The 23,402-nt window shown below is 70.3% G+C and carries 23 protein-coding genes; 15 read left to right on the top strand and 8 right to left on the bottom strand.

Features of this window, described 5'->3' with window-relative positions; all coding sequences use genetic code 11:
- The first annotated feature begins 22 nt into the window (after positions 1-22).
- Positions 23-2,194 carry a pseudouridine synthase gene (locus tag ACI7BZ_RS19380; RefSeq protein WP_414118767.1) on the top strand — a complete coding sequence of 724 codons (2,172 nt, stop codon included), beginning with the start codon at positions 23-25 and terminating at the stop codon, positions 2,192-2,194.
- A gap of 18 nt (positions 2,195-2,212) precedes the next feature.
- Entirely contained in the window at positions 2,213-2,779 is a 567-nt protein-coding gene (gene rsmD, locus ACI7BZ_RS19385; protein ID WP_414118768.1) for a 16S rRNA (guanine(966)-N(2))-methyltransferase RsmD, read from the top strand.
- A gap of 7 nt (positions 2,780-2,786) precedes the next feature.
- Here rsmD and ACI7BZ_RS19390 read toward each other — a convergent pair whose 3' ends face one another.
- Positions 2,787-3,062 carry a metal-sensitive transcriptional regulator gene (locus ACI7BZ_RS19390; protein WP_414118769.1) on the bottom strand — a complete coding sequence of 92 codons (276 nt, stop codon included), beginning with the start codon at positions 3,060-3,062 and terminating at the stop codon, positions 2,787-2,789.
- Positions 3,063-3,204: 142 nt separating this feature from the next.
- Here ACI7BZ_RS19390 and ACI7BZ_RS19395 point away from each other — a divergent pair, with 142 nt between their 5' ends.
- From ACI7BZ_RS19395 to ACI7BZ_RS19415, 5 genes are all read left to right on the top strand, one after another.
- Positions 3,205-5,757 carry a heavy metal translocating P-type ATPase gene (locus ACI7BZ_RS19395; protein WP_414118770.1) on the top strand — a complete coding sequence of 851 codons (2,553 nt, stop codon included), beginning with the start codon at positions 3,205-3,207 and terminating at the stop codon, positions 5,755-5,757.
- A gap of 63 nt (positions 5,758-5,820) precedes the next feature.
- Complete coding sequence (locus tag ACI7BZ_RS19400; protein WP_414118771.1) at positions 5,821-6,594, top strand: ComF family protein; 774 nt, start codon at positions 5,821-5,823, stop codon at positions 6,592-6,594.
- 67 nt (positions 6,595-6,661) lie between these two features.
- The gene (gene grxC / locus ACI7BZ_RS19405; RefSeq protein ID WP_414118772.1) at positions 6,662-6,916 is read left to right on the top strand and encodes a glutaredoxin 3; all 255 of its coding nucleotides are present in this window, start codon (positions 6,662-6,664) and stop codon (positions 6,914-6,916) included.
- 195 nt (positions 6,917-7,111) lie between these two features.
- Positions 7,112-7,993: a carbon-nitrogen hydrolase family protein gene (locus ACI7BZ_RS19410; protein WP_414118773.1), complete on the top strand. Its 882-nt coding sequence runs from the start codon at positions 7,112-7,114 to the stop codon at positions 7,991-7,993.
- Positions 7,990-8,496, top strand: coding sequence for a DUF1178 family protein (locus ACI7BZ_RS19415; protein WP_414118774.1), 507 nt, complete (start codon positions 7,990-7,992; stop codon positions 8,494-8,496). Before ACI7BZ_RS19410 ends, ACI7BZ_RS19415 begins: the two co-directional genes overlap by 4 nt.
- A gap of 159 nt (positions 8,497-8,655) precedes the next feature.
- On the opposite strand, the gene ACI7BZ_RS19420 is transcribed toward ACI7BZ_RS19415, so the two are convergent.
- From ACI7BZ_RS19420 to ACI7BZ_RS19450, 7 genes are all read right to left on the bottom strand, one after another.
- Positions 8,656-9,162 carry a hypothetical protein gene (locus ACI7BZ_RS19420; protein ID WP_414118775.1) on the bottom strand — a complete coding sequence of 169 codons (507 nt, stop codon included), beginning with the start codon at positions 9,160-9,162 and terminating at the stop codon, positions 8,656-8,658.
- Positions 9,152-9,463, bottom strand: coding sequence for a hypothetical protein (locus ACI7BZ_RS19425; protein ID WP_414118776.1), 312 nt, complete (start codon positions 9,461-9,463; stop codon positions 9,152-9,154). Before ACI7BZ_RS19425 ends, ACI7BZ_RS19420 begins: the two co-directional genes overlap by 11 nt.
- 27 nt (positions 9,464-9,490) lie before the next feature.
- A complete protein-coding gene (gene ubiG / locus ACI7BZ_RS19430; protein ID WP_414118777.1) occupies positions 9,491-10,231 on the bottom strand; it encodes a bifunctional 2-polyprenyl-6-hydroxyphenol methylase/3-demethylubiquinol 3-O-methyltransferase UbiG in 741 nt (246 codons plus the stop codon).
- A 213-nt stretch (positions 10,232-10,444) separates the two neighbouring features.
- The gene (locus tag ACI7BZ_RS19435; protein ID WP_414118778.1) at positions 10,445-11,161 is read right to left on the bottom strand and encodes a FadR/GntR family transcriptional regulator; all 717 of its coding nucleotides are present in this window, start codon (positions 11,159-11,161) and stop codon (positions 10,445-10,447) included.
- Between the two features lie 105 nt (positions 11,162-11,266).
- Positions 11,267-12,007 carry an SDR family NAD(P)-dependent oxidoreductase gene (locus tag ACI7BZ_RS19440; RefSeq protein ID WP_414118779.1) on the bottom strand — a complete coding sequence of 247 codons (741 nt, stop codon included), beginning with the start codon at positions 12,005-12,007 and terminating at the stop codon, positions 11,267-11,269.
- 8 nt (positions 12,008-12,015) lie between these two features.
- The gene (locus tag ACI7BZ_RS19445) at positions 12,016-12,807 is read right to left on the bottom strand and encodes an SDR family oxidoreductase (protein ID WP_414118780.1); all 792 of its coding nucleotides are present in this window, start codon (positions 12,805-12,807) and stop codon (positions 12,016-12,018) included.
- A complete protein-coding gene (locus ACI7BZ_RS19450) occupies positions 12,804-13,787 on the bottom strand; it encodes an NAD(P)H-quinone oxidoreductase (protein WP_414119218.1) in 984 nt (327 codons plus the stop codon). The genes ACI7BZ_RS19445 and ACI7BZ_RS19450 overlap by 4 nt, the downstream gene beginning before the upstream one ends.
- A 253-nt stretch (positions 13,788-14,040) precedes the next feature.
- Here ACI7BZ_RS19450 and ACI7BZ_RS19455 point away from each other — a divergent pair, with 253 nt between their 5' ends.
- The 8 genes from ACI7BZ_RS19455 (at position 14,041) to ACI7BZ_RS19490 (ending at position 23,383) form a co-directional block, all read left to right on the top strand.
- Entirely contained in the window at positions 14,041-15,267 is a 1,227-nt protein-coding gene (locus ACI7BZ_RS19455; protein ID WP_414118781.1) for an ABC transporter substrate-binding protein, read from the top strand.
- A gap of 122 nt (positions 15,268-15,389) precedes the next feature.
- Positions 15,390-16,262, top strand: a complete 873-nt coding sequence (locus ACI7BZ_RS19460; RefSeq protein ID WP_414118782.1) for a branched-chain amino acid ABC transporter permease — start codon at positions 15,390-15,392, stop codon at positions 16,260-16,262.
- Positions 16,263-16,266: 4 nt separating this feature from the next.
- Complete coding sequence (locus ACI7BZ_RS19465; RefSeq protein ID WP_414118783.1) at positions 16,267-18,102, top strand: branched-chain amino acid ABC transporter ATP-binding protein/permease; 1,836 nt, start codon at positions 16,267-16,269, stop codon at positions 18,100-18,102.
- Entirely contained in the window at positions 18,086-18,790 is a 705-nt protein-coding gene (locus ACI7BZ_RS19470) for an ABC transporter ATP-binding protein (protein ID WP_414118784.1), read from the top strand. The genes ACI7BZ_RS19465 and ACI7BZ_RS19470 overlap by 17 nt, the downstream gene beginning before the upstream one ends.
- 19 nt (positions 18,791-18,809) lie before the next feature.
- A complete protein-coding gene (locus ACI7BZ_RS19475) occupies positions 18,810-20,252 on the top strand; it encodes an aldehyde dehydrogenase family protein (RefSeq protein ID WP_414118785.1) in 1,443 nt (480 codons plus the stop codon).
- A 5-nt stretch (positions 20,253-20,257) separates the two neighbouring features.
- A complete protein-coding gene (locus ACI7BZ_RS19480; protein ID WP_414118786.1) occupies positions 20,258-21,073 on the top strand; it encodes a shikimate dehydrogenase family protein in 816 nt (271 codons plus the stop codon).
- Positions 21,070-21,828 carry an SDR family NAD(P)-dependent oxidoreductase gene (locus ACI7BZ_RS19485; RefSeq protein ID WP_414118787.1) on the top strand — a complete coding sequence of 253 codons (759 nt, stop codon included), beginning with the start codon at positions 21,070-21,072 and terminating at the stop codon, positions 21,826-21,828. The genes ACI7BZ_RS19480 and ACI7BZ_RS19485 overlap by 4 nt, the downstream gene beginning before the upstream one ends.
- A 166-nt stretch (positions 21,829-21,994) precedes the next feature.
- Complete coding sequence (locus ACI7BZ_RS19490; RefSeq protein ID WP_414118788.1) at positions 21,995-23,383, top strand: FAD-binding oxidoreductase; 1,389 nt, start codon at positions 21,995-21,997, stop codon at positions 23,381-23,383.
- Positions 23,384-23,402 lie beyond the last annotated feature (19 nt).

Below are 23,402 nucleotides of genomic sequence, written 5' to 3' on the forward strand. Positions count from 1 at the left end.
TCTGCTGTGCTAACTGCCCCTCATGCCGCGCACATCACCTCCCCGCAAGGACAAGAACCGCGTTCCGCGCCAGAAGCGCGAACTCACCCCCGCCGCGCCCAAAGAGGCCGAGCGCGTCGCCAAGGTCGTCGCCCGCGCCGGCCTCGGCTCGCGCCGCGAGATCGAGGAATGGATCGAGGCCGGCCGCGTGGCCGTGAACGGCGAGGTGCTCACCAGCCCCGCCGTCACCGTGACGCCGCAGGATGCCATCACCGTGGACGGCGCCCCGCTGCCCGAGCGCGAGCGCACCCGCCTCTTTCTTTACCACAAGCCCAAGGGCGTGGTGACCACCAACCGCGACCCGGAAGGGCGCACCACCCTGTTCGAGATCCTGCCGGGCGGCCTGCCGCGCCTCGTGAGCGTGGGCCGGCTCGACCTCAATTCCGAAGGGCTCCTGCTGCTCACCAACGACGGCGGCCTCGCCCGGGTGCTGGAGCTGCCGGAAACCGGCTGGCTGCGCCGCTACCGCGTGCGCGCCAACGGCGCCATCGACCAGGCGCAGCTGGACCGGCTTCTCCGCGGCATCACCGTGGACGGGGTGGAATACGGCCCCATCGAGGCCGAGCTTGACCGGGTGCAGGGCGCCAATGCCTGGATCACCGTGTCCCTGCGCGAAGGCAAGAACCGCGAGATCCGCAACGTGCTGGGGGCGCTGGGGCTCCAGGTGAACCGCCTCATCCGCGTCTCCTACGGCCCGTTCCAGCTGGGCGAGATCGCCGAAGGCGGCATCGAGGAGGTGCGCACCCGCGTGCTGCGCGACCAGATCGGCGCCGAGCTTTCCGCCGCCTCCGGCGCGGATTTCGAAGGCCCGGTGGTGGAGCGCGAGGTGGAGGACGCGCCGGTGCGTCCCGCCTACCGCCCCGCCGGACGCAAGCAGGAAGCCGCCGACCGCGCCGGCGGCCTGAAGGTGCCGGCCCGCCGCACCACCCGCAGCGGCGACGAGGCGTACGACGCCCCGGTGACCGATGTGATCCGCCCCGCCGCCGGCCCGCGCGTGCGCCGCCGCCTGACCGGGGAAACCCCGCTGGAGAACCGCGGCACAGTGGCCGACCGCAAGGGCCGCACCGTGAAGGTGGAGCGCGTGACGCCGCGGCCGGATGCGCCCGGGCCACGGGCCGGCGGCCACATGCGCGACGGTGAACGCCCCCACGGGCGGGGCCGCGACCGCGACGACTTCGCCTTCGACCGCCCCAAGCGCGGCCCGGCCGGCAAGGGCCGCCCCCCCTTCCGCTCCGATGAACGCGGCCCGCGCCGCGAGGCCGAAGGCCAGGAGGACTTCCGCCGCCGCCCCACCCGCTCCGGCCCGGGCAGCGAGGAGCGGCCCCGCCGCCCCTGGACCGACGCCCCGCCCCGCCAGCGGGACGACGCCCGCCCCTCCGGCCCGCGCCGGGACCGGGAGGAGCGCTTCCCGCGCGGCGACGCACAGCGCCGCCCCTATGGCGACGAGGGCGGCTTCAAGCGCAGCGGCCCGCGCCGCAGCGGCGAGGGCGAGCGCTTCGGCAGCGAGCGCCCGCAGGGTGACCGCCCGTTCCGCCCCCGCCCCCGGCCCGAAGGCGGCGAGCGCGACGAGCGCCCCGCCGGCCGTGGCCGCAGCTTCGGCGACAAGCCGGGCGGACGTCCCGGCGGCTTCAGCGAACGCCCGCAGGGTGACCGCCCGTTCCGCCCCCGCCCCCGACCCGAAGGCGGTGAGCGTGACGAGCGCCCCGCCGGCCGTGGCCGCAGCTTCGGCGACAAGCCGGCAGGCGGGCGTCCCGGCGGCTTCAGCGAGCGCCCGCAGGGTGATCGCCCGTTCCGCCCCCGCCCCCGGCCCGAAGGCGGCGAGCGCGACGAGCGCCCCGCCGGCCGCGGCCGCAGCTTCGGCGACAAGCCGGCAGGCGGGCGGCCCGGCGGCTTCAGCGAGCGCCCGCAGGGTGACCGCCCGTTCCGCCCCCGGCCCGAAGGCGGCGAGCGTGACGAGCGCCCCGCCGGCCGTGGCCGCAGCTTCGGCGACAAGCCGGCAGGCGGGCGGCCCGGCGGGTTCGGCGGCAAGCCGGGCGGAAAGCCCGGTGGGCGGCCCGGCGGCAAGCCGGGTGGCTTCGGCGGAAAGCCGGGCGGACGTCCCGGCGGCGGCAAGCCCGGGGCCGGCCGGGGCGGCAAGCCCATGGGCAAGCGCTGAGCGGACCTGCGGACGGCCATGCGCATCGTCGGCGGCAAGCTCAAGGGGCGCACGCTGAAGGGCCCCTCCTCCAGCGCCACCCGGCCCACGTCGGACCGGCTGCGGGAGAGCCTGTTCAACGTGCTCGCCCACGCTTATGGCGACCCCTGCGACGGCGCCCGGGTGCTGGACCTGTTCGCCGGCACCGGGGCGCTGGGGATCGAGGCGCTGTCGCGCGGCGCCCGCTTCGCCGTGTTCGTGGAGGAGGCGGCGGAAGCGCGCGGCCTCATCCGCGACAATGTGGAGGCCCTGGGCCTCACCGGCGTCACCCGCGTGTTCCGCCGCGACGCCACCCGGCTCGGCGAGATGGGGCCGGGCGAGCCCTACGACCTCATGTTCTGCGATCCGCCCTACGGCAAGGGGCTGGCCGAAACCGCCCTGGCCGGCGCGCGGGCGGGCGGCTGGCTGGCCGGTGGCGCGCTCCTGGTGGTGGAGGAGCGCACCGGCGCCTTCACCGTGCCCGAAGGCTTCCGCGAGCTGGAACGCCGCGCCTATGACGAGAGCGAGCTGATCTTCCTGGAGCCCGCCGGCGCCACTTCCGCCTGAGCCGGCGTCACCGCTCGGACCGCACGATCACGTCCATCAGCTCCTTGACCTTCTGCCGCTGGTCCTCCGCATCGCCGGAGCGGATGGCGTGCTCCACGCAATGGCCCACATGGTCCCGCAACACCTCCTCCTCCACCCGCTTCAGGGCGGCGCGGACGGCGGAGAGCTGGGTGATCACGTCGATGCAATAGCGGTCCTCCTCCACCATGCGGGAGAGGCCGCGCACCTGGCCTTCGATGCGGCTCAGGCGCTTGAGAACCTGTTCTTTGGTCGGGCTGCGCATGCCTTGCCATATACCCCCCATGGGTATATTTAACAAGCTGGATACCCCCCGGGGGTTCTTTTGCCGACCGGAACATGAGCCAGCGCAAGGTCCCCTCGCGGGAAATGGCCTCCTGCTGGCGCCGATTTCTTGCGGAGCCGCCATGGCCGACGAACATTCCCACGATCCTTCCGCCCACGCTCATGCGGGTGGCGCCGATTGCTGCGGCGGGAAGGCACCGGCGCCCCTCGATCCCGGCGCGGCGAGCCTGCCGCCCACGGTCAAGGACCCGGTCTGCGGCATGGATGTGAAGACCGACCCCGAAGCCGGCAAGCCCACCGCCAGCCATGCCGGCCGGACCTTCTATTTCTGCTGCAACGGCTGCAAGACCAAGTTCGAGGCCACCCCGGAAACCTATCTCGCGCCGGTGAAGGACCCCGTGTGCGGCATGATGGTGGAGCCCGGGCGGGCCAAATATTCCGCGCGCCACGAGAAGAAGCCCTATTTCTTCTGCTCCTCCTCCTGCGAAACCAGGTTCAAGGCCGATCCCACCCATTATGTGGGCGGCGCCGCCCCGCCCCCGCCGCCGGAACATCTGCCGGAGGGCACCATCTACACCTGCCCCATGGACCCGGAGATCCGCCAGGTCGGCCCCGGCATCTGCCCCATCTGCGGCATGGCGCTGGAGCCCGAGATCGTGACCCTCGATGAGGGACCGAACGCCGAGCTTGCCGACATGACGCGGCGCTTCTGGATCGGCCTCGCCCTCGCTTTGCCCGTGTTCGTGCTGGAGATGGGCCAGCACCTGTTCGGTTTCCAGCTCCTGCCGCAGCAGACCTCCAATTACCTGCAGTTCGCACTGGCGTCGCCGGTGGTGCTGTGGGTGGGGTGGCCCTTCTTCCAGCGCGGCTGGCTGTCGGTGAAGACGCGCAACCTCAACATGTTCACCCTCATCGCTTTGGGCACGGGGGTGGCCTATCTCTACTCGCTGGTGGCCACCTTCGCCCCGTCCCTGTTCCCCCACACGTTCCACAGCCATGAAGGCGGCGTGCCGGTCTATTTCGAGGCGGCGGCCGTCATCATCGTGCTGGTGGCGCTGGGGCAGGTGCTGGAGCTGCGGGCCCGCGAGCGCACCTCGGGCGCCATCAAGGCCCTGCTCTCGCTGGCGCCGAAGACCGCGCTGCGGGTGAAGGCCGACGGCACCGACGAGGAGATCGACCTTGCCGCCGTCGCCCCCGGCGACCTCCTGCGCGTGCGCCCCGGCGAGAAGGTGCCGGTGGACGGCACCGTGACGGACGGCCGCGCCGTGCTGGACGAAAGCCTCGTCACCGGGGAATCGCTGCCGGTGAGCCGCGACCGCGGCGAAGCGGTCATCGGCGGCACCCTCAACGCCTCCGGCGCCTTCACCATGCGCGCCGAAAAGGTGGGCAGCGACACCCTGCTCTCGCGCATCGTGCAGATGGTGGCGCAGGCCCAGCGCTCCCGCGCGCCCATCCAGCGTCTGGCCGACCAGGTGTCCGGCTGGTTCGTGCCCGCCGTGTTCGCCGCCGCCTGCGTCGCCTTCGCGGTGTGGATGATGGTGGGGCCGCAGCCGCGCCTCACCTTCGCGCTGATGGCGGCGGTGAGCGTGCTCATCATCGCCTGCCCCTGCGCCCTCGGCCTTGCCACCCCCATGTCGGTGATGGTGGGCGTGGGGCGCGGCGCCCAGCTGGGCATCCTGGTGCGCAATGCCGAGGCGCTGGAGCGCATGGAGAAGGTGGACGTGGTGGTGGTGGACAAGACCGGCACCCTCACCGTCGGCAAGCCGAGCGTGGTGGCGGTGGAGGCGCTGCACACCACCGACGAGGTGGAATTGCTGCGCCTGGCTGCCAGCCTCGAACGGGCGAGCGAGCATCCCCTCGCCGCCGCCATCGTCCAGGCCGCCAACAACCGCGGCCTCGCCCTCTCCGAGCCGTCCGGCGTGGACAGCACGGCCGGAAAGGGCATCCGCGGCACGGTGGACGGGCGGCGCGTCATCGTCGGTCATGCCGCCTTCATGAGCGAGAACGCCATTGCCACCGACCACCACACGGCCACCGCCGAAGGCTTCCGCCGGGAGGGGGCGACCGCCGTCTTCGTCGCCGTGGATGGCCAAGCCGCCGGCCTCGTGGCCATTGCCGACCCGGTGAAGGAAACCACCGAGGCGGCCTTGAAATCCCTCACCGATTCCGGCGTGCGCGTGGTGATGCTCACCGGCGACAACCGCACCACCGCCCTTGCCGTGGCCAAGCGCCTCGGCATCACCGAGGTGGAGGCGGAGGTCCTGCCCGATCACAAGGCGCAGGTGGTGCAGCGCCTGCGCAAGGCCGGGCATGTGGTGGCCATGGCCGGCGACGGCGTGAACGATGCCCCCGCCCTCGCCGTGGCGGACGTGGGCATCGCCATGGGCACCGGCACCGACATTGCCATGGAGAGCGCCGGCATCACCCTGCTGAAGGGCGACCTTTCCGGCATCGCCCATGCCCGCTCCCTGTCGCGGGCGACCATGGCGAACATCCGGCGCAACCTGGTGTTCGCCTTCCTCTACAATGCCGCGGGCGTGCCCATCGCCGCCGGGGTGCTCTATCCCACCCTGGGGCTGCTGCTCTCGCCCATGGTGGCGGCGGCGGCCATGGCGCTCTCCTCGGTGAGCGTGATCGCCAACGCCCTGCTCCTGCGGGGCTGGACGCCGCGCTGAGGCGGGCCGTCCCCGCCTTTACACCGCGAGCCCCCGCACCGATCATGCGGCGGGGGCGAGCGCATGGCCGGGGTTTCCTTCCAGTCCATCAAGCGGGCGGCGCGGGCCGGCGGCGCCGGGCTGCTGGGGCTCGTGCTGCCGCCCACCTGCATCGCCTGCGGCGCAATCACCGGCCAGGCCGGCGGGCTGTGCGGGCCATGCTGGGGCAGCCTCGCCTTCATCACCCCGCCCTTGTGCGACCGCACCGGGGCCCCCTTCGTTCATGATCCCGGCACCCGGCACAACGGGGTTCTGGTCTCCCCCCAGGCCCTCGCCGACCCGCCGGCCTTCGACCGCGCCCGCGCCGCCGTGACCTACACCGCCGCGGCGCGCAATCTTGTGCACAACCTGAAATATGCCGATCGCCTCGACATCGCCGCGCCCATGGCGCGGCTGATGGCGCAGGCGGGGGCGGACGTGATCGGCGATGCCGACGTCATCGTCCCGGTTCCGCTCCATCCGCTGCGGCTGTGGCGGCGGCGGTTCAACCAGGCCGCGCTGCTGGGCGGGCATATCGCACGCATGGCAGCCATGCCCCAGCGCACCGACCTGCTGCAGCGCCGCCGCGGCACGCCATCGCAGACCGCCCTGGGGCGCGCCGAGCGGCGCGACAACGTGGCCGGCGCCTTCGCCCTCTCCCGCAATGCAGCATCCGTGCTGGCCGGACGGCGCGTGCTGCTGGTGGATGACGTCTACACCACCGGCGCCACCCTGGACGCCTGCGCCCGTGCCCTCAGGCGGGCAAAGGTGGGGGGTGTGGATGCTCTGACCTTCGCCCGGGTTGTCGATTTCGCCTGAACCCTTATGATGCGACGCTTTCGTGACGACGGCTTGGCTGTCGTCTGCCCCGTTCGTTGTGAGACGCATGAAACCCATCGAGATCTACACCAAGAGCTGGTGCCCCTATTGCCATTCGGCAAAGGAATTGCTGCGCCGCAAAGGCTGGACCTTCACCGAGATCGACGTGACCACCGACAAGGAAGGCCAGCTGGAAATGACCCGGCGGGCCGGCGGCCGCACCTCGGTGCCGCAGATCTTCATCGGCGACACCCATGTGGGCGGCTGCGACGACCTCTATGCGCTGGAGGATGCCGGCCGGCTGGATGCCCTTGCGGCCTGAGCCGCGGCGCGTTTCCACGCAAGGCCCTGTGCGAAGGCGCAGATGCATCCTATCTGTAAGGGATATGGATTTGCCCGGCAGGCGGCGTTGAGCCTGGCCGGCCCTGCACCAGACGACCGCACAGGCGGCGACGCCGGCTCCCGCACACAGCGGTGACGCAACCGGCGCCGCCCCGCCACCAGGACGAGCCAGCCCATGACCTGCGACACCCGTCAGACCCTCCGCGTGGCCCTGGTGCAGCTGCGCAGCAGCCGGGACCCGGCCGCCAATCTCGACGCCACCTCGGCCCTGGTGCGGGAGGCGGCGCGCGATGGCGCCCGCTACATCCAGACGCCAGAGACCACCAACATCATGGAGCTCGACCGGCAGGTGCTGTTCGAGACGCTGAAGGAGGAAGGCGAGGACGCCACCCTCGCCGGCCTGCGCCAGCTCGCCCGCGAGTTGAAGGTTCACCTGCATGTGGGCTCGCTGGCCGTGAAGGTGGCCGAGCGCAAGGCCGCCAACCGCGCCTACCTCATCGACCCGGAGGGCGCCATCACGGCGCGATACGACAAGATCCACATGTTCGACGTGGACCTGGGCAATGGCGAGAGCTACCGCGAATCGTCCGCCTACCGCCCCGGGGAGCGGGCGGTTCTGGCCGATGTGGACGACGTGCGGCTCGGCCTCACCATCTGCTACGATCTGCGCTTCCCCGCCCTCTACCGGGCGCTGGCGGAAGCCGGCGCCGGCGTGCTCACCGTGCCCGCGGCCTTCACCCGGCCCACCGGCGAGGCCCATTGGCACATTCTCCTGCGCGCCCGCGCCATCGAGAACGGCGCCTATGTGCTCGCCGCCGCCCAGGGCGGCCGCCACGAGAACGGGCGCGAAACCTTCGGCCACTCCCTGGTGGTGGACCCCTGGGGCCGGGTGATCGCGGAGGGGGACACCGACCCCGGCGTCATCCTGGCCGAGATCGACCTCAAGGAGGTGGCTGCCGCCCGCGCCCGCATCCCCTCCCTCGCCAACGGCCGCCGGTTCGAAGTGCCGGTGCCGGCACACACAGGCCCCCTCGGCGTGGTGCGGGCCCTGCCATGATCCGCTACACCCTGCGATGCGCCTCCGGGCACCAATTCGAGAGCTGGTTCCCCTCCTCCGCCAGCTATGACGCCCAGCGCGGACGCGGGCTCGTCACCTGCCCCACCTGCGGGTCCGCCGAGGTGGAGAAGGCGGTGATGGCCCCCTCCGTGGCCCGCACCGACCGCGCGCCCCATCCCGCCGCCGCCGAGCGACCCGGCGCGGAAACCCCTGCTGCAGAGGCCCCCGCCGCGGAAGCTCCTGCTGCTTCCGCCGCCGCCATGCCGGTGATGGCGCGCCCCGACGGCGAGCTGCTGGACCTGCTGCGCCAGATCCGCGAGCATGTGGTGAAGACCTCGGACTATGTGGGCGACGATTTCGCCGACCTCGCCCGCAAGATGCACGACGGCGACATCGAGCACCGCTCCATCTATGGCGAGGCCACCGCCGAAGAGGTCAAGGCGCTGAAGGAGGACGAGGTGGAGGTGTTCCCGCTGCCGGTCCTGCCCGAGGACCGGAACTGAGGCTTATACCAACGGCCCGCGCGGCGCTTGAGCGAACCAACTTTGCACCGGTCAAAAGCCCGGGCCGATGGTATTGAAGCGCAATCCGCTCATATAAGGCCGCGCCGTGGATCCATATGAGCGGCGAATAGCCCTCTAACCCCAAGATCGATGCAGGCTCTATCGCAACTTGAAGCTGATGATATGGACAAAGAGCCGCCGCTCCTGCGGCGATGCCGCATTCAATTTTGTGATCGCTGACGTAGCGGTGTTCACAAGCATCTCAACGTCAGCGATCGAGAAGCGCTCGGACGGATCGTAATCCGCTGAATGCCGTCGCTCCTGCAGGTCAACGAAGGCCGTGCAAAACTCAGTTATTTCACTGCAAAACCCCGAGGATGGGAGGTAGCTGTTGTATTTGGCAGGAGGCGTTGCCTTTGCAAGGTCCTGGCAAACGGTCCTGGCCAAGCCATGGTCGAGACTGCGGTATGCAAGGACATAGGCCTTGCTTGTCCGGTACGAACTGCCGATCAGTTCATCCGCAACGATCCTCGCGAGATGGTGGAAGACCGCATAGTAGGCGTCGGAGATGGCGCGCCTGAGGTTTGTTTGACGCGGCCGCCTGGATGGCGAAGCCGACGCGACGGTACGCGCAAGTTCGATCAGGTGATCGGGCTTAATCGTCATCGTCGCGCGCCTCGGCAACCTCGTCCGTCGTGGCGTACTTCACGATAGGAACCCGCTCCTCGCCTCGCCGCTCCAACTCCATGCGCAGGCCGACAAGCAGCTTCAGCAAAGCGTCCCCTGGGATCCGTTCGGGCGCACCAGGCTCAAGAACAAACAGAATGCGCAGCGCACCCTGCCCCGAAGAATCCAGCGTTGGTTGCACCTCGGCGCGATGGACGCTGCCTTCGGGCAGCTGGCGACGGCCGACCTCCTCCGCGATCTGCCGGACGTCATCGAGCTCAAGCAGCTGGGTCGCAACCATCTGAACCACCTCCTTAGCTCCCGCAGCCTACACCCGCACCGCCACGACGAAATAGTTCACGGAAAGGTCCTGCGTCAGGCGGAAGTCGCCCGAGAGCGGCTCGTAGGCGAGGCCGGCCTTCTCGCGGGCCTCGAAGCCGGCGGCGCCGAGCGTCGCCTCCAGCTCGTCCGGGGTGATGAATTTTTCCCAGTGGTGGGTGCCGGGAGGCAGCCAGCGCAGCACATATTCCGCGCCCACGATGGCAAGGGCGAAGCTCTTGGCCGTGCGGTTGAGGGTGGAGAGAATGAGGATGCCGCCCTCCGCCACCAGCCGGCCGGCGGTGCGCACGAACAGGGCCACGTCCGCCACGTGCTCCACCACCTCCAGCGCCACCACCACGTCGAAGCGCGCGCCGCGGGCGTCCAGCTCCTCGGCGGTTACCGGCAGATATTCGATGTCGAGGCCGCCGGCCTCGGCATGGGCGCGGGCCACGTCGATATTGCCGGGGGCGGGGTCGATGCCCGTCACCTGCCCGCCCATGCGGGCCAGGGGCTCGCTGAGCAGACCGCCGCCGCAGCCGATGTCCAGCACGCCCAGGCCCCGCAGCGGCCGCAGGGCGCGGGGATCGCGGCCGAAATGGCGCACCAGCGTGTCACGCAGGAAGGCGAGCCGGGCGGGGTTCATGGCATGGAGAGGGGCCATCTTGCCCTTCTCGTCCCACCAGGCGGCCCCGAGGGCCTCGAAGCGGGCGACCTCGGCCGGATCGACGGTGGCGTGGCTCTGCGGCATGGCGGCCTCCTTGTGGCCCTAAGCTTTAAGCGGCGGGCGGCAGGCGGGCAAGGCGACACTCCAGCCGGGCGGACTCGGGCCGGGCGATCCGGCCCTGGAGTGAGAGGGCAGTTCACCGAGTAAATTTGTTCAATTGGCGCGGATCGCGCACATTTTCCTGAGTTTAGAGGGCGATTCACCGCGCAACTTGGTTCAATTTGCGCGGATCGCGCTCTAAGGCTTCAGGTAGAGCGCCAGCCGGGTCGCCGCATTGCGCAGGTGCTCCTCCGCGGCGGCGCGGGCGGCGGCGGCATCCTGGCCCTCGATGGCGGCATAGATGGCCTCGTGCTCGTGCTGCACCGCCTGCGCCAGCCCGCCGAGGCGGGCGGTGTTCGACCGCGCGGTGCGGATGAAGTGGCGCACCCGGTGGTCGAGGAACTGGGAGAGGTCGCGGAAGAAGGGATTGCCCGTGGCCTCCACGATGGCCCGGTGGAAGGCCATGTCCTCGTCCACGCCCGGCTCCCCGCGGTCGATGGCCTGCTGCATGGCATCGAGCTGGGCGCGGATGTGGGCAAGCTCCGCATCGCTCCGGCGCACCGCCGCATGGCCGGTGGCGGTGGCCTCCACCGCCATGAGCAGCTCGACGATGGCGCTCATCTCCTCCTTGTCGCTGAAATCGGCGATGTCGAGGCGGAAGGTGGAGACCGCGCCGGGGTCGGCCACGAAGGCGCCGGCGCCCTGGCGGGTGGTGACCAGGCCGTCATGCTTCAGCCGCCCCACCGCCTCGCGCACGATGGGCCGGCTGACCCCGTAGGTCTCCGACATCTGGTGCTCGGTGGGCAGGCGCTCCCCCGGCCGCAGGCGCCCGGAGGCGATTTCCTCGCGCAGCCGCAGGGCCAGCGTGTCGGCGAGGGACGGCGCGCGTCCGAGAATGTCGCGTAGGTGAGCCATTCGCCTGCTCCAGACCTCAGGTTGCGCCCGACGGCATGCGCCGCCGGTGCTTGCCGGACCACACCCCGGCCGGCATTTTTTCCACAGCGTCAGCGGGCTGCCGTCTCAACTGGCAATATAGAGCCCGCCGTTCACATGCACCGTTTCCCCGGTGACGAAGCTCGCCCAGTCCGAGCACAGGAAGGCGACCACGCGCGCGATCTCCTGCGGCGTGCCGAGCCGCTTCAGGGGCGTGCTCGCCAGCAGCGCGGCGCCGGAGCCCGCCATCAGCCCGCTCACCATGGGCGTGTCGATGAGGCCGGGCGAGACCGCATTCACCCGCACCCTGGGCGCAAGCTCCATGGCGAGGGTGCGCGAGAAGGTGAGCACCGCCCCCTTCGCCGCCGCATAGTCTGCATGGCCCACGCTGCCGCGATGGCCAGCCATGGAAGCAACGTTCACGATGGCGGCGCCGTCCGCAAAATGGGGGATGGCGGCGCGGCAGGTGTAGAACACGCCGTCCAGGTTGACCGCCACGCCCGAGCGCCAATGCGCGTCGGACATCTGCGCCACCGGCATCTCCCGGTAGAGGCCGGCGGAGGTGACGAGGAAATCAAGGCGGCCGAACCGCGCGGCAAGCATGCCGAGGGCCGCATCCGCCTCCTGTGGGCTGGCGGCATCGTGCCCCACCCCCACGGCGCGGACGCCGGAGGGGTCGAGGTCGCGGGCGAAGGCCGCCACGCCCTCTGCATCGAGGTCGGTCAGCACGCAATTGGCGCCGAGATCGAAGAAGGTGCGGGCAATGGCGCGGGAGATGCCGCCATTGGCGCCGGTGAGCAGCAGCGTGCGGCCGGAAAAGTCGAACATGGCACCCCTCACGTCAGAAGCCAGCCGCCCGCCACGTCCACCACCTGTCCGGTCACGAAGCCGGCGGCGTCCGAGGTCAGGAACAGGCAGGTGGCCGCCACCTCCTCCGGCTGGCCGAGGCGGCGCAGCGGGGTGGCGAGGCGCACCGCCTCGTTGGCGGCAGAGGCGGTGCCGCGCATCATCGGCGTGTCGATGCGCCCGGGGGCGATGGCGTTCACCGTCACCCCATAGGGCCCCAGCTCGCCGGCCAGATGCTTGGAAAAGCCGATGAGGGCGGCCTTGGTGGCGGCATAGTGGACCCCCACGATGTCGCAATAGGTGCGCCCGGCCACCGAAGAGATGTTGACGATGCGCCCCCGCCCCAGCGCCTTCATGCCGGGGGCCAGCGCCCGCACGCAATGGAAGGCGCCGGAAAGGTTCACGTCGATCACCCGGCGCCATTCCGCCGGGTCCATCTCGGCAGCCTCGGCGCGGCGCCCGTCGGCCCCGCCCTTGGGCGAGATGCCCGCATTGTTCACCAGCACGTCCACCGGCCCCAGCGCCTCTGCGGCGGCGCGGGCGGCGGCCGCGACGGCGGCGAAGTCGGCGACGTCCGCGGCGAGGCCCACGGCCTTCACCCCCCGCGCCCGGGCGGCCTGGGCCGCCGCCTCCGCGAGGGACGCGTCATGGTCCAGATAAGCGACGGCGGCGCCCGCATCGGCATGGGCGTCGGCCATGGCGCGGCCGATGCCCCGCCCGGCCCCGGTGACGAGGACCACGCAGGCGGCGTGGCTGCCCGGCTGGCGGCTCTGGCTGCTCACTTGCCCGTCTCCAGCATGATCTTGCCCAGGTGCGCGCTCGATTCCATCAGGGCATGGGCGGCGCTGGCCTCCTCCAGCGGGAAGGTGGCGTGGATGAAGGGCTTCACCTTGCCCGTCTCCAGCATGGGCCACACCTCGCGGCGCAGCGCATCGGCGATGGCGGCCTTGAGCGCCACCGAGCGGGCGCGCAGGGTCGATCCGGTGAAGGTGAGGCGCTTCAGCATCACCGGCATCAGGTCGATGTCCACCCGGCTCGGCTGGAGGAAGGCGATCTGCACGAGGCGGCCCTCCACCGCGAGAGCCTGGAGGTTGCGGGCCACATAGGGGCCGCCCACCATGTCGAGAATCTCGTCCACGCCGCGCCCGTCGGTGAGGCGCTTGACCTCCTCCACGAAATCGCTGGCGCGATAGTCGATGGCGGCATCCGCGCCCAGCTTCAGGCAGAAGTCGCACTTGTCCGGCGAGCCGGCGGTGGCGATCACGCGGGCGCCGGCATGGTGCGCCAGCTGGATGGCGGTGGAGCCGATGCCGCTTGATCCGCCATGGATGAGAATGGTCTCTCCCGCCGTCAGCCGGCCGCGGGTGAAGACGTTGTCATATACCGTATAATAATTCTCCGGCAGTCCGGCCGCCTCCAGCAGGGAAAGCGGCTTGGGAATGGGCAGGCAGAGCGGCGCCTCGGCCACGCAATATTCCGCATAGCCGCCGGAAATCACCAGGGCGCAGACTTCATCACCGATCTTCAGGGATGTGACGCCCTCGCCCAGTTCCACCACGCGGCCGGCGATTTCCAGGCCGGGCACATCGGTGGCGCCGGGGGGCGGGGGATAATTGCCCGCGCGCTGGAGGCAATCGGGACGGTTGACGCCGGCGGCGACCACTTCCACCAGCACCTGGCCGGCACCGGGACGCGGCACATCGGCCGTCTCCGCCACCACAACCTCCGGCCCCCCGGCCCCCATGAAGCGGACCTGGCGCATCGTCTTTGCAATATCAGCCACCGGCGTTCTCCCTGGGTCCCGCTGCGGTCCTGCCGCAGCCCGCCCCCTGCCATGTCTTGGTGCGCGAAAACTACATAAGTCCCACTTGTCAGGCAACTTGGTTATCTGCATTATCCGCCACGCTCCGGGGGCCGCAAGGCCGGCTCCCGCTGCGGAACGGCCCATAAGAATCGTGTCCGCGGAACGGGTTGCGAACGCCAACACCGGCAGGGTGTCCGGCAGGGAGGAAATGATGAAGACTTTCGCGCGGGCGGCGTTTGCCGCCGCATTGCTGGTCGGCGTGTCCGCCGTGGCGGGGCCTGCCGCGGCGCAGGGCACCGTCAAGTTCGGTGCGCTCTATCCCTTCTCCGGCGGCCTCGCGCTGCTGGGCGACGAGAGCTTCCGCGGCTTCGAGCTGGCGGTGGAGGAGCGCAACGCCGCCGGCGGCATCGACGGCAAGAAGATCGAATTCATCAAGGGCGACGCGGTGGACCCCAACCAGGCGGTGGGCGAGGCCCGGCGCCTGACGTCGGTGGACAAGGTTTCCGCCATTTTCGGCACCTATTCGTCGTCCCTGTCCCTCGCCGCGACGCAGGTGACGGAGCTGGCCGGCGTGCCCTATTTCGAGCTCGGCGCCATCTCCGACCCCATCACCGAGCGCGGCTTCAAATACGTCTTCCGCACCAATGCCACGGCGCGCGACTTCGCCAACCGCATGGTGGACGGGGTGATCGAGGCCATCGCCCCCGCCCTCGGCGTGAAGCCCGGCGACCTCAAGGTCGGCATCATCCACGAGGACAGCCTCTACGGGCAGACCGTCTCCGGCTACCAGAAGACCCGGGCCAAGGAAAAGGGCCTGAACGTGGTGGAGGTGCTGCCCTATTCCGCCAAGTCGGTGGACCTCACCCCGGTCATCCTGCGGCTGAAGTCCGCGGGCGCCGACGTGGTGCTGCAGACCTCCTACCAGAACGACACCGTGCTGTTCTTCCGCCAGATGAAGGACCAGGGCTACAAGCCCAAGGCGGTGATGGGCGCCGGCGGCGGCTATTCCACCCGCGACACCATGATGGCGGTGGGCGCCGAGAACATGGAAGGCGCCCTCGACGTGGACTTCACCCAGTACAACACGAACCCCAAGGCCGCCCCCGGCATCGACGCATTCGTGAAGATGTACAAGGCGAAGTACGGCATCGACCCGCGCTCCGGCCACTCGCTCGCCAACTATATGGGCGCCAAGGTGTTCTTCGACGCCATCGCCAGCGCCAAGAGCACGGACGCCGACAAGGTGCGCGCCGCCGTGATGAAGGTGGACATCCCCGTCGGCCAGACCGCCACCGGCTGGGGCGCCAAATTCTCCGAGCAGGGCCAGAACACCCGGGCGCAGCCCTTCCTGATGCAGTGGCAGGGCGGCAACCTCGTCACCGTGTTCCCCGAGGCCGCCGCCGTGGCCAAGATGAAGGTCGGCGTCGGCGCCAACTGAGGCCCCTCGCCTGCCCGCGGCGCCCCTCCGGCGCGCCGCACCGACCCCCGCACGATCTGGCCTCGTGCGGGGGTCGCGATCCCACCCGCACCCTGTTCCGCGTCCCCCATGGAGCGAGCGCGATGGACGTTCTTATCCAGCTGGTGCTCAACGGCATCCTGCTCGGCAGCATGTATGCCATCATCAGCGTCGGCCTCACCCTCATCTTCGGCATCGTCCGGGTGGTGAACTTCGCCCATGGCGAATTCCTGATGGTGGGCATGTATGCGGCCTATCTCCTGGCCGCGAAGTTCGGCCTGCATCCCTATGCCTCGGCCGTTCCCATCGTGCTGCTGCTGTTCGCCCTCGGCGCGCTGGTCCAGCGCTTCCTCATCCAGCCGCTGCTGGGTGCCGAGGAGCATATCCAGATCTTCGCCACGGTGGGGCTTTCCACCGCGCTGGTGAACCTTGCCCTGCTGCTGTTCGGCGCCGACCTGTATTCGGTGCCCCCCTCCGCCGCGCAGGGCTCCATCTCGGTCGCCGGCTACTCGCTGGTGAAGGGGCAGATCATCATGTTCGTCTGCGCCCTGGCGCTGGTGGCGGGCCTGCACCTGTTCATGCAGTCCACCGCGCTGGGCCGGGCCATCCGCGCCACCGCGCAGAACCGCAATGCAGCCATGCTGATGGGCGTGAAGGTGGACCAGATCTACGTCATCGCCTTCGGCATGGGCGCGGCCTGCGTGGGCCTTGCCAGCGCGCTGGTGATGCCGCTCTACCCGGTCACCCCCACCATCGGCACCTATTTCGTGCTCACCGCCTTCGTGGTGGTGGTGCTGGGCGGCATGCGCTCCATGTACGGCGCCTTCTTCGGCGCCATGATCATCGGCCTCGTGGACAGTCTTTCCGGCTACTACATCGCGCCCGACCTGAAAGAGGTCGTGTATTTCGCCCTCTTCCTCCTGATCCTCATCTTCAAGCCCACCGGCCTGTTCGGCCTCGGGCGCGGCACGGAGTGATCCGATGAGCCTTCAAGACTCCTCGACCGCGCCTGTCGCCACCGGCCGGCCGTCCTTCCTCGCGCGCCTCGCCGATCCGCGGGCCTATTGCTCCCTCGCCGCGCTGTCGCTGCTGGTGATCATCCCGGCCTGGTCGGGCTCCACCTTCATGGTGCACGTGTTCGTCACCATCTGCGTGTTCGGAGCGCTGGCCACCGCGTGGAACATCCTGGGCGGCTATGCCGGCCAGCTGTCCCTCGGCCATACGGTGTTCTACGGTCTCGGCGGCTATACCGCCGCGCTGCTGATCCAGCACCTGGGCCTGTCGCCCTGGTTCGGCATGATCGCCGGCGCGGCGCTGGCGGCGCTGGTCGGCCTGGGCATCGGCTATCCCTGCTTCCGCCTGCGCGGGCCGTTCTTCTCGCTGGCCACCATCGCCTTCCTGGAGGTGGTGCGGCTGCTCACCATCCATTTCAACGGCCTCACCGGCGGCTCGGCCGGCCTGGTGGTGCCGCTGCAGCTGGGCTGGCCGTGGATGATCTTCCGCGAGAAGATCAATTATCTCTACATCGCCTTCGGCCTGCTGCTCCTGTCCCTGGCGGTGTCCTGGGCCATCCGCAACTCGCGGCTCGGCTATTCGCTCACCGCGGTGCGCGAGCGCGACAGCGCCGCCCAGGCGGCGGGCATCAACATCAATGGCGTCAAGCTCTGGGCCATGGCCATCTCGGCGGCACTCACCGCCTGCGTGGGCACCTTCCATGCGATGTACATGACCTTCCTGGAGCCGGCGACGCTATTCTCCCTCGCCACCGCCATCGAGATCGCCATGTTTGCCCTGATCGGCGGCCTCGGGACGGTGGCGGGGCCGCTCCTCGGGACGGTGCTGGTGGTGCCACTGGCGGAACTGGCGCGCGGCTGGCTCGGGGCCTCGGCCAACGGCCTGCACGGCTTCGTCTACGGCACCGTACTGGTGGTGATCACGCTGACCCTGCCCGGCGGCCTCGTCGGCACCTTCGGTCCCTTCGTTCTGCGCCTCATCGACCGGCTGCCCGGCGGCGGCCGCAAGCGGGCGGAGATGGTCGCCCCGGCCCCCAAGCTCATCACCGGCACCGCCGGCGAGCCGGTGCTGAAGGCGCAGAACCTGGTGAAGCGCTTCGGCGGCCTCACCGCCACCGACAACGTGTCCCTCACTCTGAAGCGGGGCGAGATCCTCGGCGTCATCGGCCCCAACGGCGCCGGCAAGACCACGGTGTTCGCCCAGCTCTCCGGCTTCCTCGCGCCCAATTCCGGCACGGTGGAGATCCTCGGCCCGGACGGCAGATGGCACCAGCCCACCACGCCGGATGCCTTCGCCCGCCTCGGCATCGGCCGCACGTTCCAGATCGTCCAGCCGTTCGGCAAGCTCACGGTGCTGGAGAACATCATGATCGGGGCTTTCCTGCGCCATCGCTCGGTGGACGACGCCCGCGCCGTGGCGCTGCGGGTGGCCAAGACCGTGGGCCTCGACGACGTGAAGGACGTGGAGGCCGGAACCCTGCCCATCGGCGGCCTGAAGCGGCTGGAGGTGGCGCGCACGCTGGCCACCGAGCCGACCATTCTCCTGCTCGACGAGGTGATGGCCGGGCAGAGCCAGTCCGACACCCAGAAGATGGTGGAGCTGGTGCGCACCATCCGCGACACCGGGGTCACGGTCATCGCCATCGAGCACAACATGCAGGCCATCATGAGCCTGTCCGACCGGATCGTGGTGATCGATTCCGGCAAGGTGATCGCCGAGGGCGCGCCCGACACGGTGGTGCGCGAGCGCAAGGTGATCGAGGCCTATCTCGGAGAGGATTTCGTCCATGCTCAAGGTCTGTGACGTCACCGCCGGCTATGGCCGCACCGTCATCCTGCAGGACATCTCGCTCCGCGTGGGCCGGGGCGAGGTGGTCACCATCATCGGCTCCAACGGCGCCGGCAAGACCACCCTGCTGCGCGCCATCTCCGGCCTGGTGAAGCCGTCCTCGGGCAGCATCGAGTTCGACGGCCGGCGCATCGACCGCATGAGCCCGGACGAGATCGTCGGCTCCGGCCTCATCATGGTGCCGGAGGCGCGCCAGCTGTTCCCGGTGATGACCGTGAAGGACAACGTGCTGATGGGCGGCTACCACCCCAAGGTCCGCGCCGGCATGGCCGAGCGGTTCGAGGAGGTGCTCGACATCTTCCCCCGTGTGCGCGAGCGCATGAACCAGCTCGCCGGCTCCCTCTCCGGCGGCGAGCAGCAGATGGTGGCCATCGCCCGCGGCCTGATGGCGAAGCCGAAGCTGCTCATGCTGGACGAGCCATCGCTGGGCCTCGCCCCCATCATCGTCGCCCAGATGTTCGACGTCATCGACCGCATCTGCAAGAGCGGCACCACGGTGCTCTTGGTGGAGCAGAAGGCATTCCACGCGCTGAAGATCGCCGATCGCGCCTATGTCATCGAGAACGGCGCCATCGCCCTGGAAAACACCGGCGCCGGCCTTCTGGCCGACCCGCACATCAAGACCGCCTATCTCGGCATCTGACCTTCCCGGACCTGCCCCAATGAGCGACAGCATCAAGAAGAACTTCATCGCCGGCCACTGGGTGGACGGCGTCGGCGTCAACCGCAACATCAATCCGTCCAACCTCGACGAGGTGGTGGGCGAATATGCCTCCGCCGACGCGGCGCAGGCGCAGGAGGCCATCGCCGCCGCCCACGAGGCCGCCCCGGCCTGGGCGCAGGCGACCCCCGAGGCCCGTTCCGATGCGCTCGACCGCATCGGCTCCGAAATCCTCGCCCGCAAGGACGAGCTGGGCCGGCTGTTGTCGCAGGAAGAGGGCAAGACCCTGCCCGAGGGCATCGGCGAGGTGGTGCGGGCGGCACGCGTGTTCAAGTTCTTCGCCGGCGAGGCGCTGCGCATCACCGGCGACAAGCTCGCCTCGGTGCGCCCCGGCGTGGATGTGGAGATCACCCGCGAGCCGGAAGGGGTCGTCGGCCTCATCACCCCCTGGAACTTCCCCATCGCCATTCCGGCCTGGAAGATCGCCCCGGCGCTGGCCTACGGCAACACGGTGGTGTTCAAGCCGGCCGACCTCGTGCCCGGCTCCGCCTGGGCGCTCAGCGAGATCATCTCCCGCGCCGGCCTGCCGGCGGGGGTGTTCAACCTGGTGATGGGGCCGGGCTCCCACGTGGGTAACGCCATCGTGAAGTCGCCCAAGGTGCGCGCCATCTCCTTCACCGGCTCGGTCAATGTGGGCCGCCGCCTCGCGGGGGATGCGGTGGCGCGCGGCGCCAAGATCCAGCTGGAGATGGGGGGCAAGAACCCCTTCGTGGTGCTGGACGATGCCGACCTCGGCATTGCGGTGAACTGCGCCCTCAACGGCGCCTTCTTCTCCACCGGCCAGCGCTGCACCGCCTCGTCCCGCCTCATCGTGCAGGACGGCATCCACGACCGCTTCGTGGCCGCGCTCACCGAGAAGCTCGCGGCCCTGAAGGTGGACGACGCGCTGAAGGCCGGAACCGACATCGGCCCGGTGGTCAGCGCCTCCCAGCTGGAGCAGGACCTCGCCTATGTGGAGATCGGCCGGCAGGAGGGCGCAAGGCTCGCCTTCGGCGGCGAGCGGCTGGAGCGCGCCACGCCCGGCTACTACATGGCGCCCGCGCTCTTCACCGAAACCTCCAACGCCATGCGCATCAACCGGGAGGAGATCTTCGGCCCGGTGGCCAGCGTGATCCGCGTGAAGGATTATGACGAGGCGCTGCAGGTGGCCAACGACACCGAATTCGGCCTGTCGTCCGGCATCTGCACCACCTCCCTCAAGTATGCGAGCGATTTCCGCAAGAAGTCCGCCGCCGGAATGGTGATGGTGAACCTCGCCACGGCGGGCGTGGACTACCACACGCCGTTCGGCGGCCGGAAGGGCTCCTCCTACGGCTCGCGCGAGCAGGGCACCTATGCCCGCGAATTCTACACCGCGGTGAAGACCGCCTACACGCAGGCGTGACGCAGATGGTCGAGATCACCGGCACCACCCGCCTCTACGGCATCCTGGCCGACCCCATCCACCACGTGAAGACGCCGCAGATGCTCAATGCGTTCATGGCGCAGGAAGGCATCGACGGCGTGACGGTGCCCATGCACGTGGGCGCCGACGACCTCGCCGCGCTGATGGCGGGCCTGAAGCACATGAAGAACCTGGGCGGCCTCATCGTCACGGTGCCGCACAAGACCGCCGTGCTGGACCTGTGCGACGAGGTGACCGACAGCGCCCGGCGCATCGGTGCGGTCAACACCATCCGCCGCACGGCGGACGGCCGCCTCATCGGCGAGATGCTGGACGGCAAGGGCTTTGTCGGCGGGCTCATTGCCGGCGGCATCGCCCCCGAGGGCCGCAGCGCCTATCTCGCCGGCGCAGGCGGCGCGGCCAATGCCATCGCCTTCGCGCTGGCGCAGGCGGGGGTCTCCCGCCTCACCATCGCCAACCGCACCCGCGCCAAGGCGGAAGACCTGGCCGACCGGCTGAAGGATGCCTTCCCCGGCCTTCAGGTGGACATCGGCAGCCCCGACCCGTCCGGCCACGACATCGTGGTGAACGCCACCTCCCTCGGGCTGCGGGACGGCGACCCCCTGCCCCTCGACGCCGACCGCCTCGCGCCGGAGCAGATCGTGGCCGAGATCATCATGCAGCCGGAGCAGACGGCGCTGCTGAAGGCCGCCGCCGCGCGCGGCTGCCGGGTGCATTTCGGCAAGCCCATGCTCGCCTGCCAGCGCGAGCTGATGGCCGCGTTCCTGGAGCTGAGCGCCCCTGCGGGAACCGCGGAATGAGCGGCGCCGGGCTCCTTGCCGGCCGCTGCGCCCTCATCACCGGCGGCGCCTCCGGCCTCGGCCTTGCCGTGGCGCAGGCGTTCCGCGCGGAAGGGGCGAGCCTGGTGCTCCTCGACCTCGATCCGGCGGCCGCGGCGCGCGCGGCGGAGCTGGGCGACGCCATTGCGGTGAAGGGCTCGGTGACGCGCAAGGCGGACATCGTTGCCGCCTTCGACGCCGCCGAGGCGCGCTTCGGGCCGGTGGACATCTGCCTCGCCAATGCCGGCGTCTCGCAGAATGCGCCCACCCTTGAGGTGACCGAGGCGGAGTGGGAGCGCGTCATCGCCATCAACCTCACCGGCACCTTCCTGACGGCGCAGGAGGCGGGCCGGCGCATGATCGCGCAGGGCGGCGGCTCCATCCTGCTCATGGCCTCCATGTATGGCGTGGTGGCCGCGCCCGAGCGCATCGGCTACTGCGCCTCCAAGGCCGGGGTGGCCATGATGGCGAAGGCCCTCTCCTGCGAATGGGCGCGCGACAAGGTGCGGGTGAATGCGCTGGCGCCCGGCTATGTGCGCACCCCGTTCCTCGACGACCTCGCCGCCCGCGGCCGGCTCGACCTCGACCGGCTGAAGGCGCGCACCCCCATGGGCCGCCTCGTGGAGGCGCAGGAGGTTGCGCGCACGGCGGTGTTCCTCGCCTCCGACGGCGCCAGCGCCGTGACGGGCCAGGTGATGGGCGTGGATGGCGGCTGGGCCGCCTACGGATATCTTTGATGGACGGAAGCGGACATCAGGCTGAGTCGTCCCGACCGCCTGAAACGTCCCGCTGGCCGCGCACCGGCGACCTGCCGCCGCGCGCGCCGCTTCCCGAGAGAAAGATCATGGGTATGCCTTCGTCCGTTCCTTCCCCCGTCATCCGCCAGGCCGCGGGGTGCGCAGCATGAGCGCCGACCTCATCGCCCGGCTCGCCGCCGCCCTCGGCCCCTCCGGTCTCGTCGTGGAGGAGGCCGACATGGCCGCCTTTGCCATCGACTGGCGCCGCCTGTTTCCCGGCCGCCCGCTGTGCGTGGCGCGGCCTGCCTCCACCGCCGAGGTGGCCCAGGTGGTGCAGGCCTGCGCCGCCGCCGGCGCTTCCATCGTGCCCCAGGGAGGCAATACGGGCCTCGCCGGCGGCGCGGTCCCCGATGCCTCAGGCGGACAGGTGGTGCTGTCGCTGCAGCGCATGAACAAGGTGCGCGCGGTGGACCCGGTGGGCCTCACCCTGGCGGCGGATGCCGGCTGCATCCTCAAGGTGGCCCAGGACGCCGCCGCCGAGGCCGGCCGCCTGCTGCCCATCAGCCTCGCCGCGGAGGGCTCCGCCACCATCGGCGGCGTCATCTCCACCAATGCGGGCGGGGTCAATGTACTGCGCTACGGCATGGCCCGCGCGCTGGTGCTGGGGCTGGAGGCGGTGCTCGCCGACGGCACCGTGGTGGATCTGAACCGCCGCCTGCGCAAGGACAATGCGGGCTACGACCTGAAGCAGCTCTTCATCGGCACGGAAGGCACCCTCGGCATCGTCACCGGCGCCGTGCTGCGCCTCGTACCGCGTCCCCGGCACACCATCACCGCCTTGCTGTCGGTGCCGAGCCCGCAGGCCGCCCTCGACCTGCTGGCGCTGGCGCAGGAGGAACTGGGAGACACCATCTCCGCCTTCGAGCTGATGTCCGGCTTTTCCTTCGATCTGCTGCGCCGGCACCTCGCCCTGACCCCGCCCATCGCCTCCGGCGACTGGTTCGTGCTCCTGGAGGCCGGCGCCAGCCTCTCCGGCCTGCGGGAGGCGGCGGAAGCGGCCCTTGCGACGGCGCTGGAGAACGGCACGGCACTGGATGGCGTCATCGCCGAAACCGGCGCCCAGGCGGCCCAGCTGTGGGCGCTGCGCGAACACATCACCGACGGCGAGGCCCGCGAGGGCAAGAGCATGAAGCACGACGTGAGCGTGCCCATCGCCGACGTGCCGGCCTTCCTCGATGCCGCCGACGCGGCCATCGCTGCGGGGGCGCCGGGGGCGCTGGTGAATGCCTTCGGCCATCTGGGCGACGGCAACATCCACTACAACGTCATCCTCGGCCCCGGGCACGACGGCGCGGCCATCAATACCCTGGTGCATGACGTGGTGGCGCGCTTTGCCGGCTCCATCTCCGCCGAGCACGGCATCGGCCAGTATCGCGTGGACGAGCTCATCCACCGGCGCGCGCCGCAGGAGATCGCCCTGGCCCGGCGGCTGAAACGAGCCCTCGACCCAGACCTTCGTCTCAACCCCGGAAAGGTCCTGCCGGCACAGGAGTGATCCTGCGCCGGGCCTGCAC

Origin of the sequence: Xanthobacter sp. AM11, assembly GCF_047444035.1 — a bacterium.
Classification (GTDB): domain Bacteria; phylum Pseudomonadota; class Alphaproteobacteria; order Rhizobiales; family Xanthobacteraceae; genus Xanthobacter.

What these genes read in the sequence shown, in the direction of transcription:
- rsmD (WP_414118768.1), top strand. Translation starts at nt 2,213, where the DNA reads ATGCGCATCGTCGGCGGCAAGCTCAAGGGGCGCACGCTGAAGGGCCCC.
- ACI7BZ_RS19475 (WP_414118785.1), top strand. Translation starts at nt 18,810, where the DNA reads ATGAGCGACAGCATCAAGAAGAACTTCATCGCCGGCCACTGGGTGGAC.
- ACI7BZ_RS19415 (WP_414118774.1), top strand. Translation starts at nt 7,990, where the DNA reads ATGATCCGCTACACCCTGCGATGCGCCTCCGGGCACCAATTCGAGAGC.
- ACI7BZ_RS19485 (WP_414118787.1), top strand. Translation starts at nt 21,070, where the DNA reads ATGAGCGGCGCCGGGCTCCTTGCCGGCCGCTGCGCCCTCATCACCGGC.
- ACI7BZ_RS19440 (WP_414118779.1), bottom strand. Translation starts at nt 12,007, where the DNA reads ATGTTCGACTTTTCCGGCCGCACGCTGCTGCTCACCGGCGCCAATGGC.
- ACI7BZ_RS19490 (WP_414118788.1), top strand. Translation starts at nt 21,995, where the DNA reads ATGAGCGCCGACCTCATCGCCCGGCTCGCCGCCGCCCTCGGCCCCTCC.
- ACI7BZ_RS19395 (WP_414118770.1), top strand. Translation starts at nt 3,205, where the DNA reads ATGGCCGACGAACATTCCCACGATCCTTCCGCCCACGCTCATGCGGGT.
- ACI7BZ_RS19465 (WP_414118783.1), top strand. Translation starts at nt 16,267, where the DNA reads ATGAGCCTTCAAGACTCCTCGACCGCGCCTGTCGCCACCGGCCGGCCG.
- ACI7BZ_RS19480 (WP_414118786.1), top strand. Translation starts at nt 20,258, where the DNA reads ATGGTCGAGATCACCGGCACCACCCGCCTCTACGGCATCCTGGCCGAC.
- ubiG (WP_414118777.1), bottom strand. Translation starts at nt 10,231, where the DNA reads ATGCCGCAGAGCCACGCCACCGTCGATCCGGCCGAGGTCGCCCGCTTC.
- ACI7BZ_RS19470 (WP_414118784.1), top strand. Translation starts at nt 18,086, where the DNA reads ATGCTCAAGGTCTGTGACGTCACCGCCGGCTATGGCCGCACCGTCATC.
- ACI7BZ_RS19410 (WP_414118773.1), top strand. Translation starts at nt 7,112, where the DNA reads ATGACCTGCGACACCCGTCAGACCCTCCGCGTGGCCCTGGTGCAGCTG.
- ACI7BZ_RS19435 (WP_414118778.1), bottom strand. Translation starts at nt 11,161, where the DNA reads ATGGCTCACCTACGCGACATTCTCGGACGCGCGCCGTCCCTCGCCGAC.
- ACI7BZ_RS19380 (WP_414118767.1), top strand. Translation starts at nt 23, where the DNA reads ATGCCGCGCACATCACCTCCCCGCAAGGACAAGAACCGCGTTCCGCGC.
- ACI7BZ_RS19390 (WP_414118769.1), bottom strand. Translation starts at nt 3,062, where the DNA reads ATGCGCAGCCCGACCAAAGAACAGGTTCTCAAGCGCCTGAGCCGCATC.
- ACI7BZ_RS19425 (WP_414118776.1), bottom strand. Translation starts at nt 9,463, where the DNA reads ATGGTTGCGACCCAGCTGCTTGAGCTCGATGACGTCCGGCAGATCGCG.
- ACI7BZ_RS19455 (WP_414118781.1), top strand. Translation starts at nt 14,041, where the DNA reads ATGAAGACTTTCGCGCGGGCGGCGTTTGCCGCCGCATTGCTGGTCGGC.
- ACI7BZ_RS19420 (WP_414118775.1), bottom strand. Translation starts at nt 9,162, where the DNA reads ATGACGATTAAGCCCGATCACCTGATCGAACTTGCGCGTACCGTCGCG.
- ACI7BZ_RS19450 (WP_414119218.1), bottom strand. Translation starts at nt 13,787, where the DNA reads ATGCGCCAGGTCCGCTTCATGGGGGCCGGGGGGCCGGAGGTTGTGGTG.
- ACI7BZ_RS19460 (WP_414118782.1), top strand. Translation starts at nt 15,390, where the DNA reads ATGGACGTTCTTATCCAGCTGGTGCTCAACGGCATCCTGCTCGGCAGC.
- grxC (WP_414118772.1), top strand. Translation starts at nt 6,662, where the DNA reads ATGAAACCCATCGAGATCTACACCAAGAGCTGGTGCCCCTATTGCCAT.
- ACI7BZ_RS19400 (WP_414118771.1), top strand. Translation starts at nt 5,821, where the DNA reads ATGGCCGGGGTTTCCTTCCAGTCCATCAAGCGGGCGGCGCGGGCCGGC.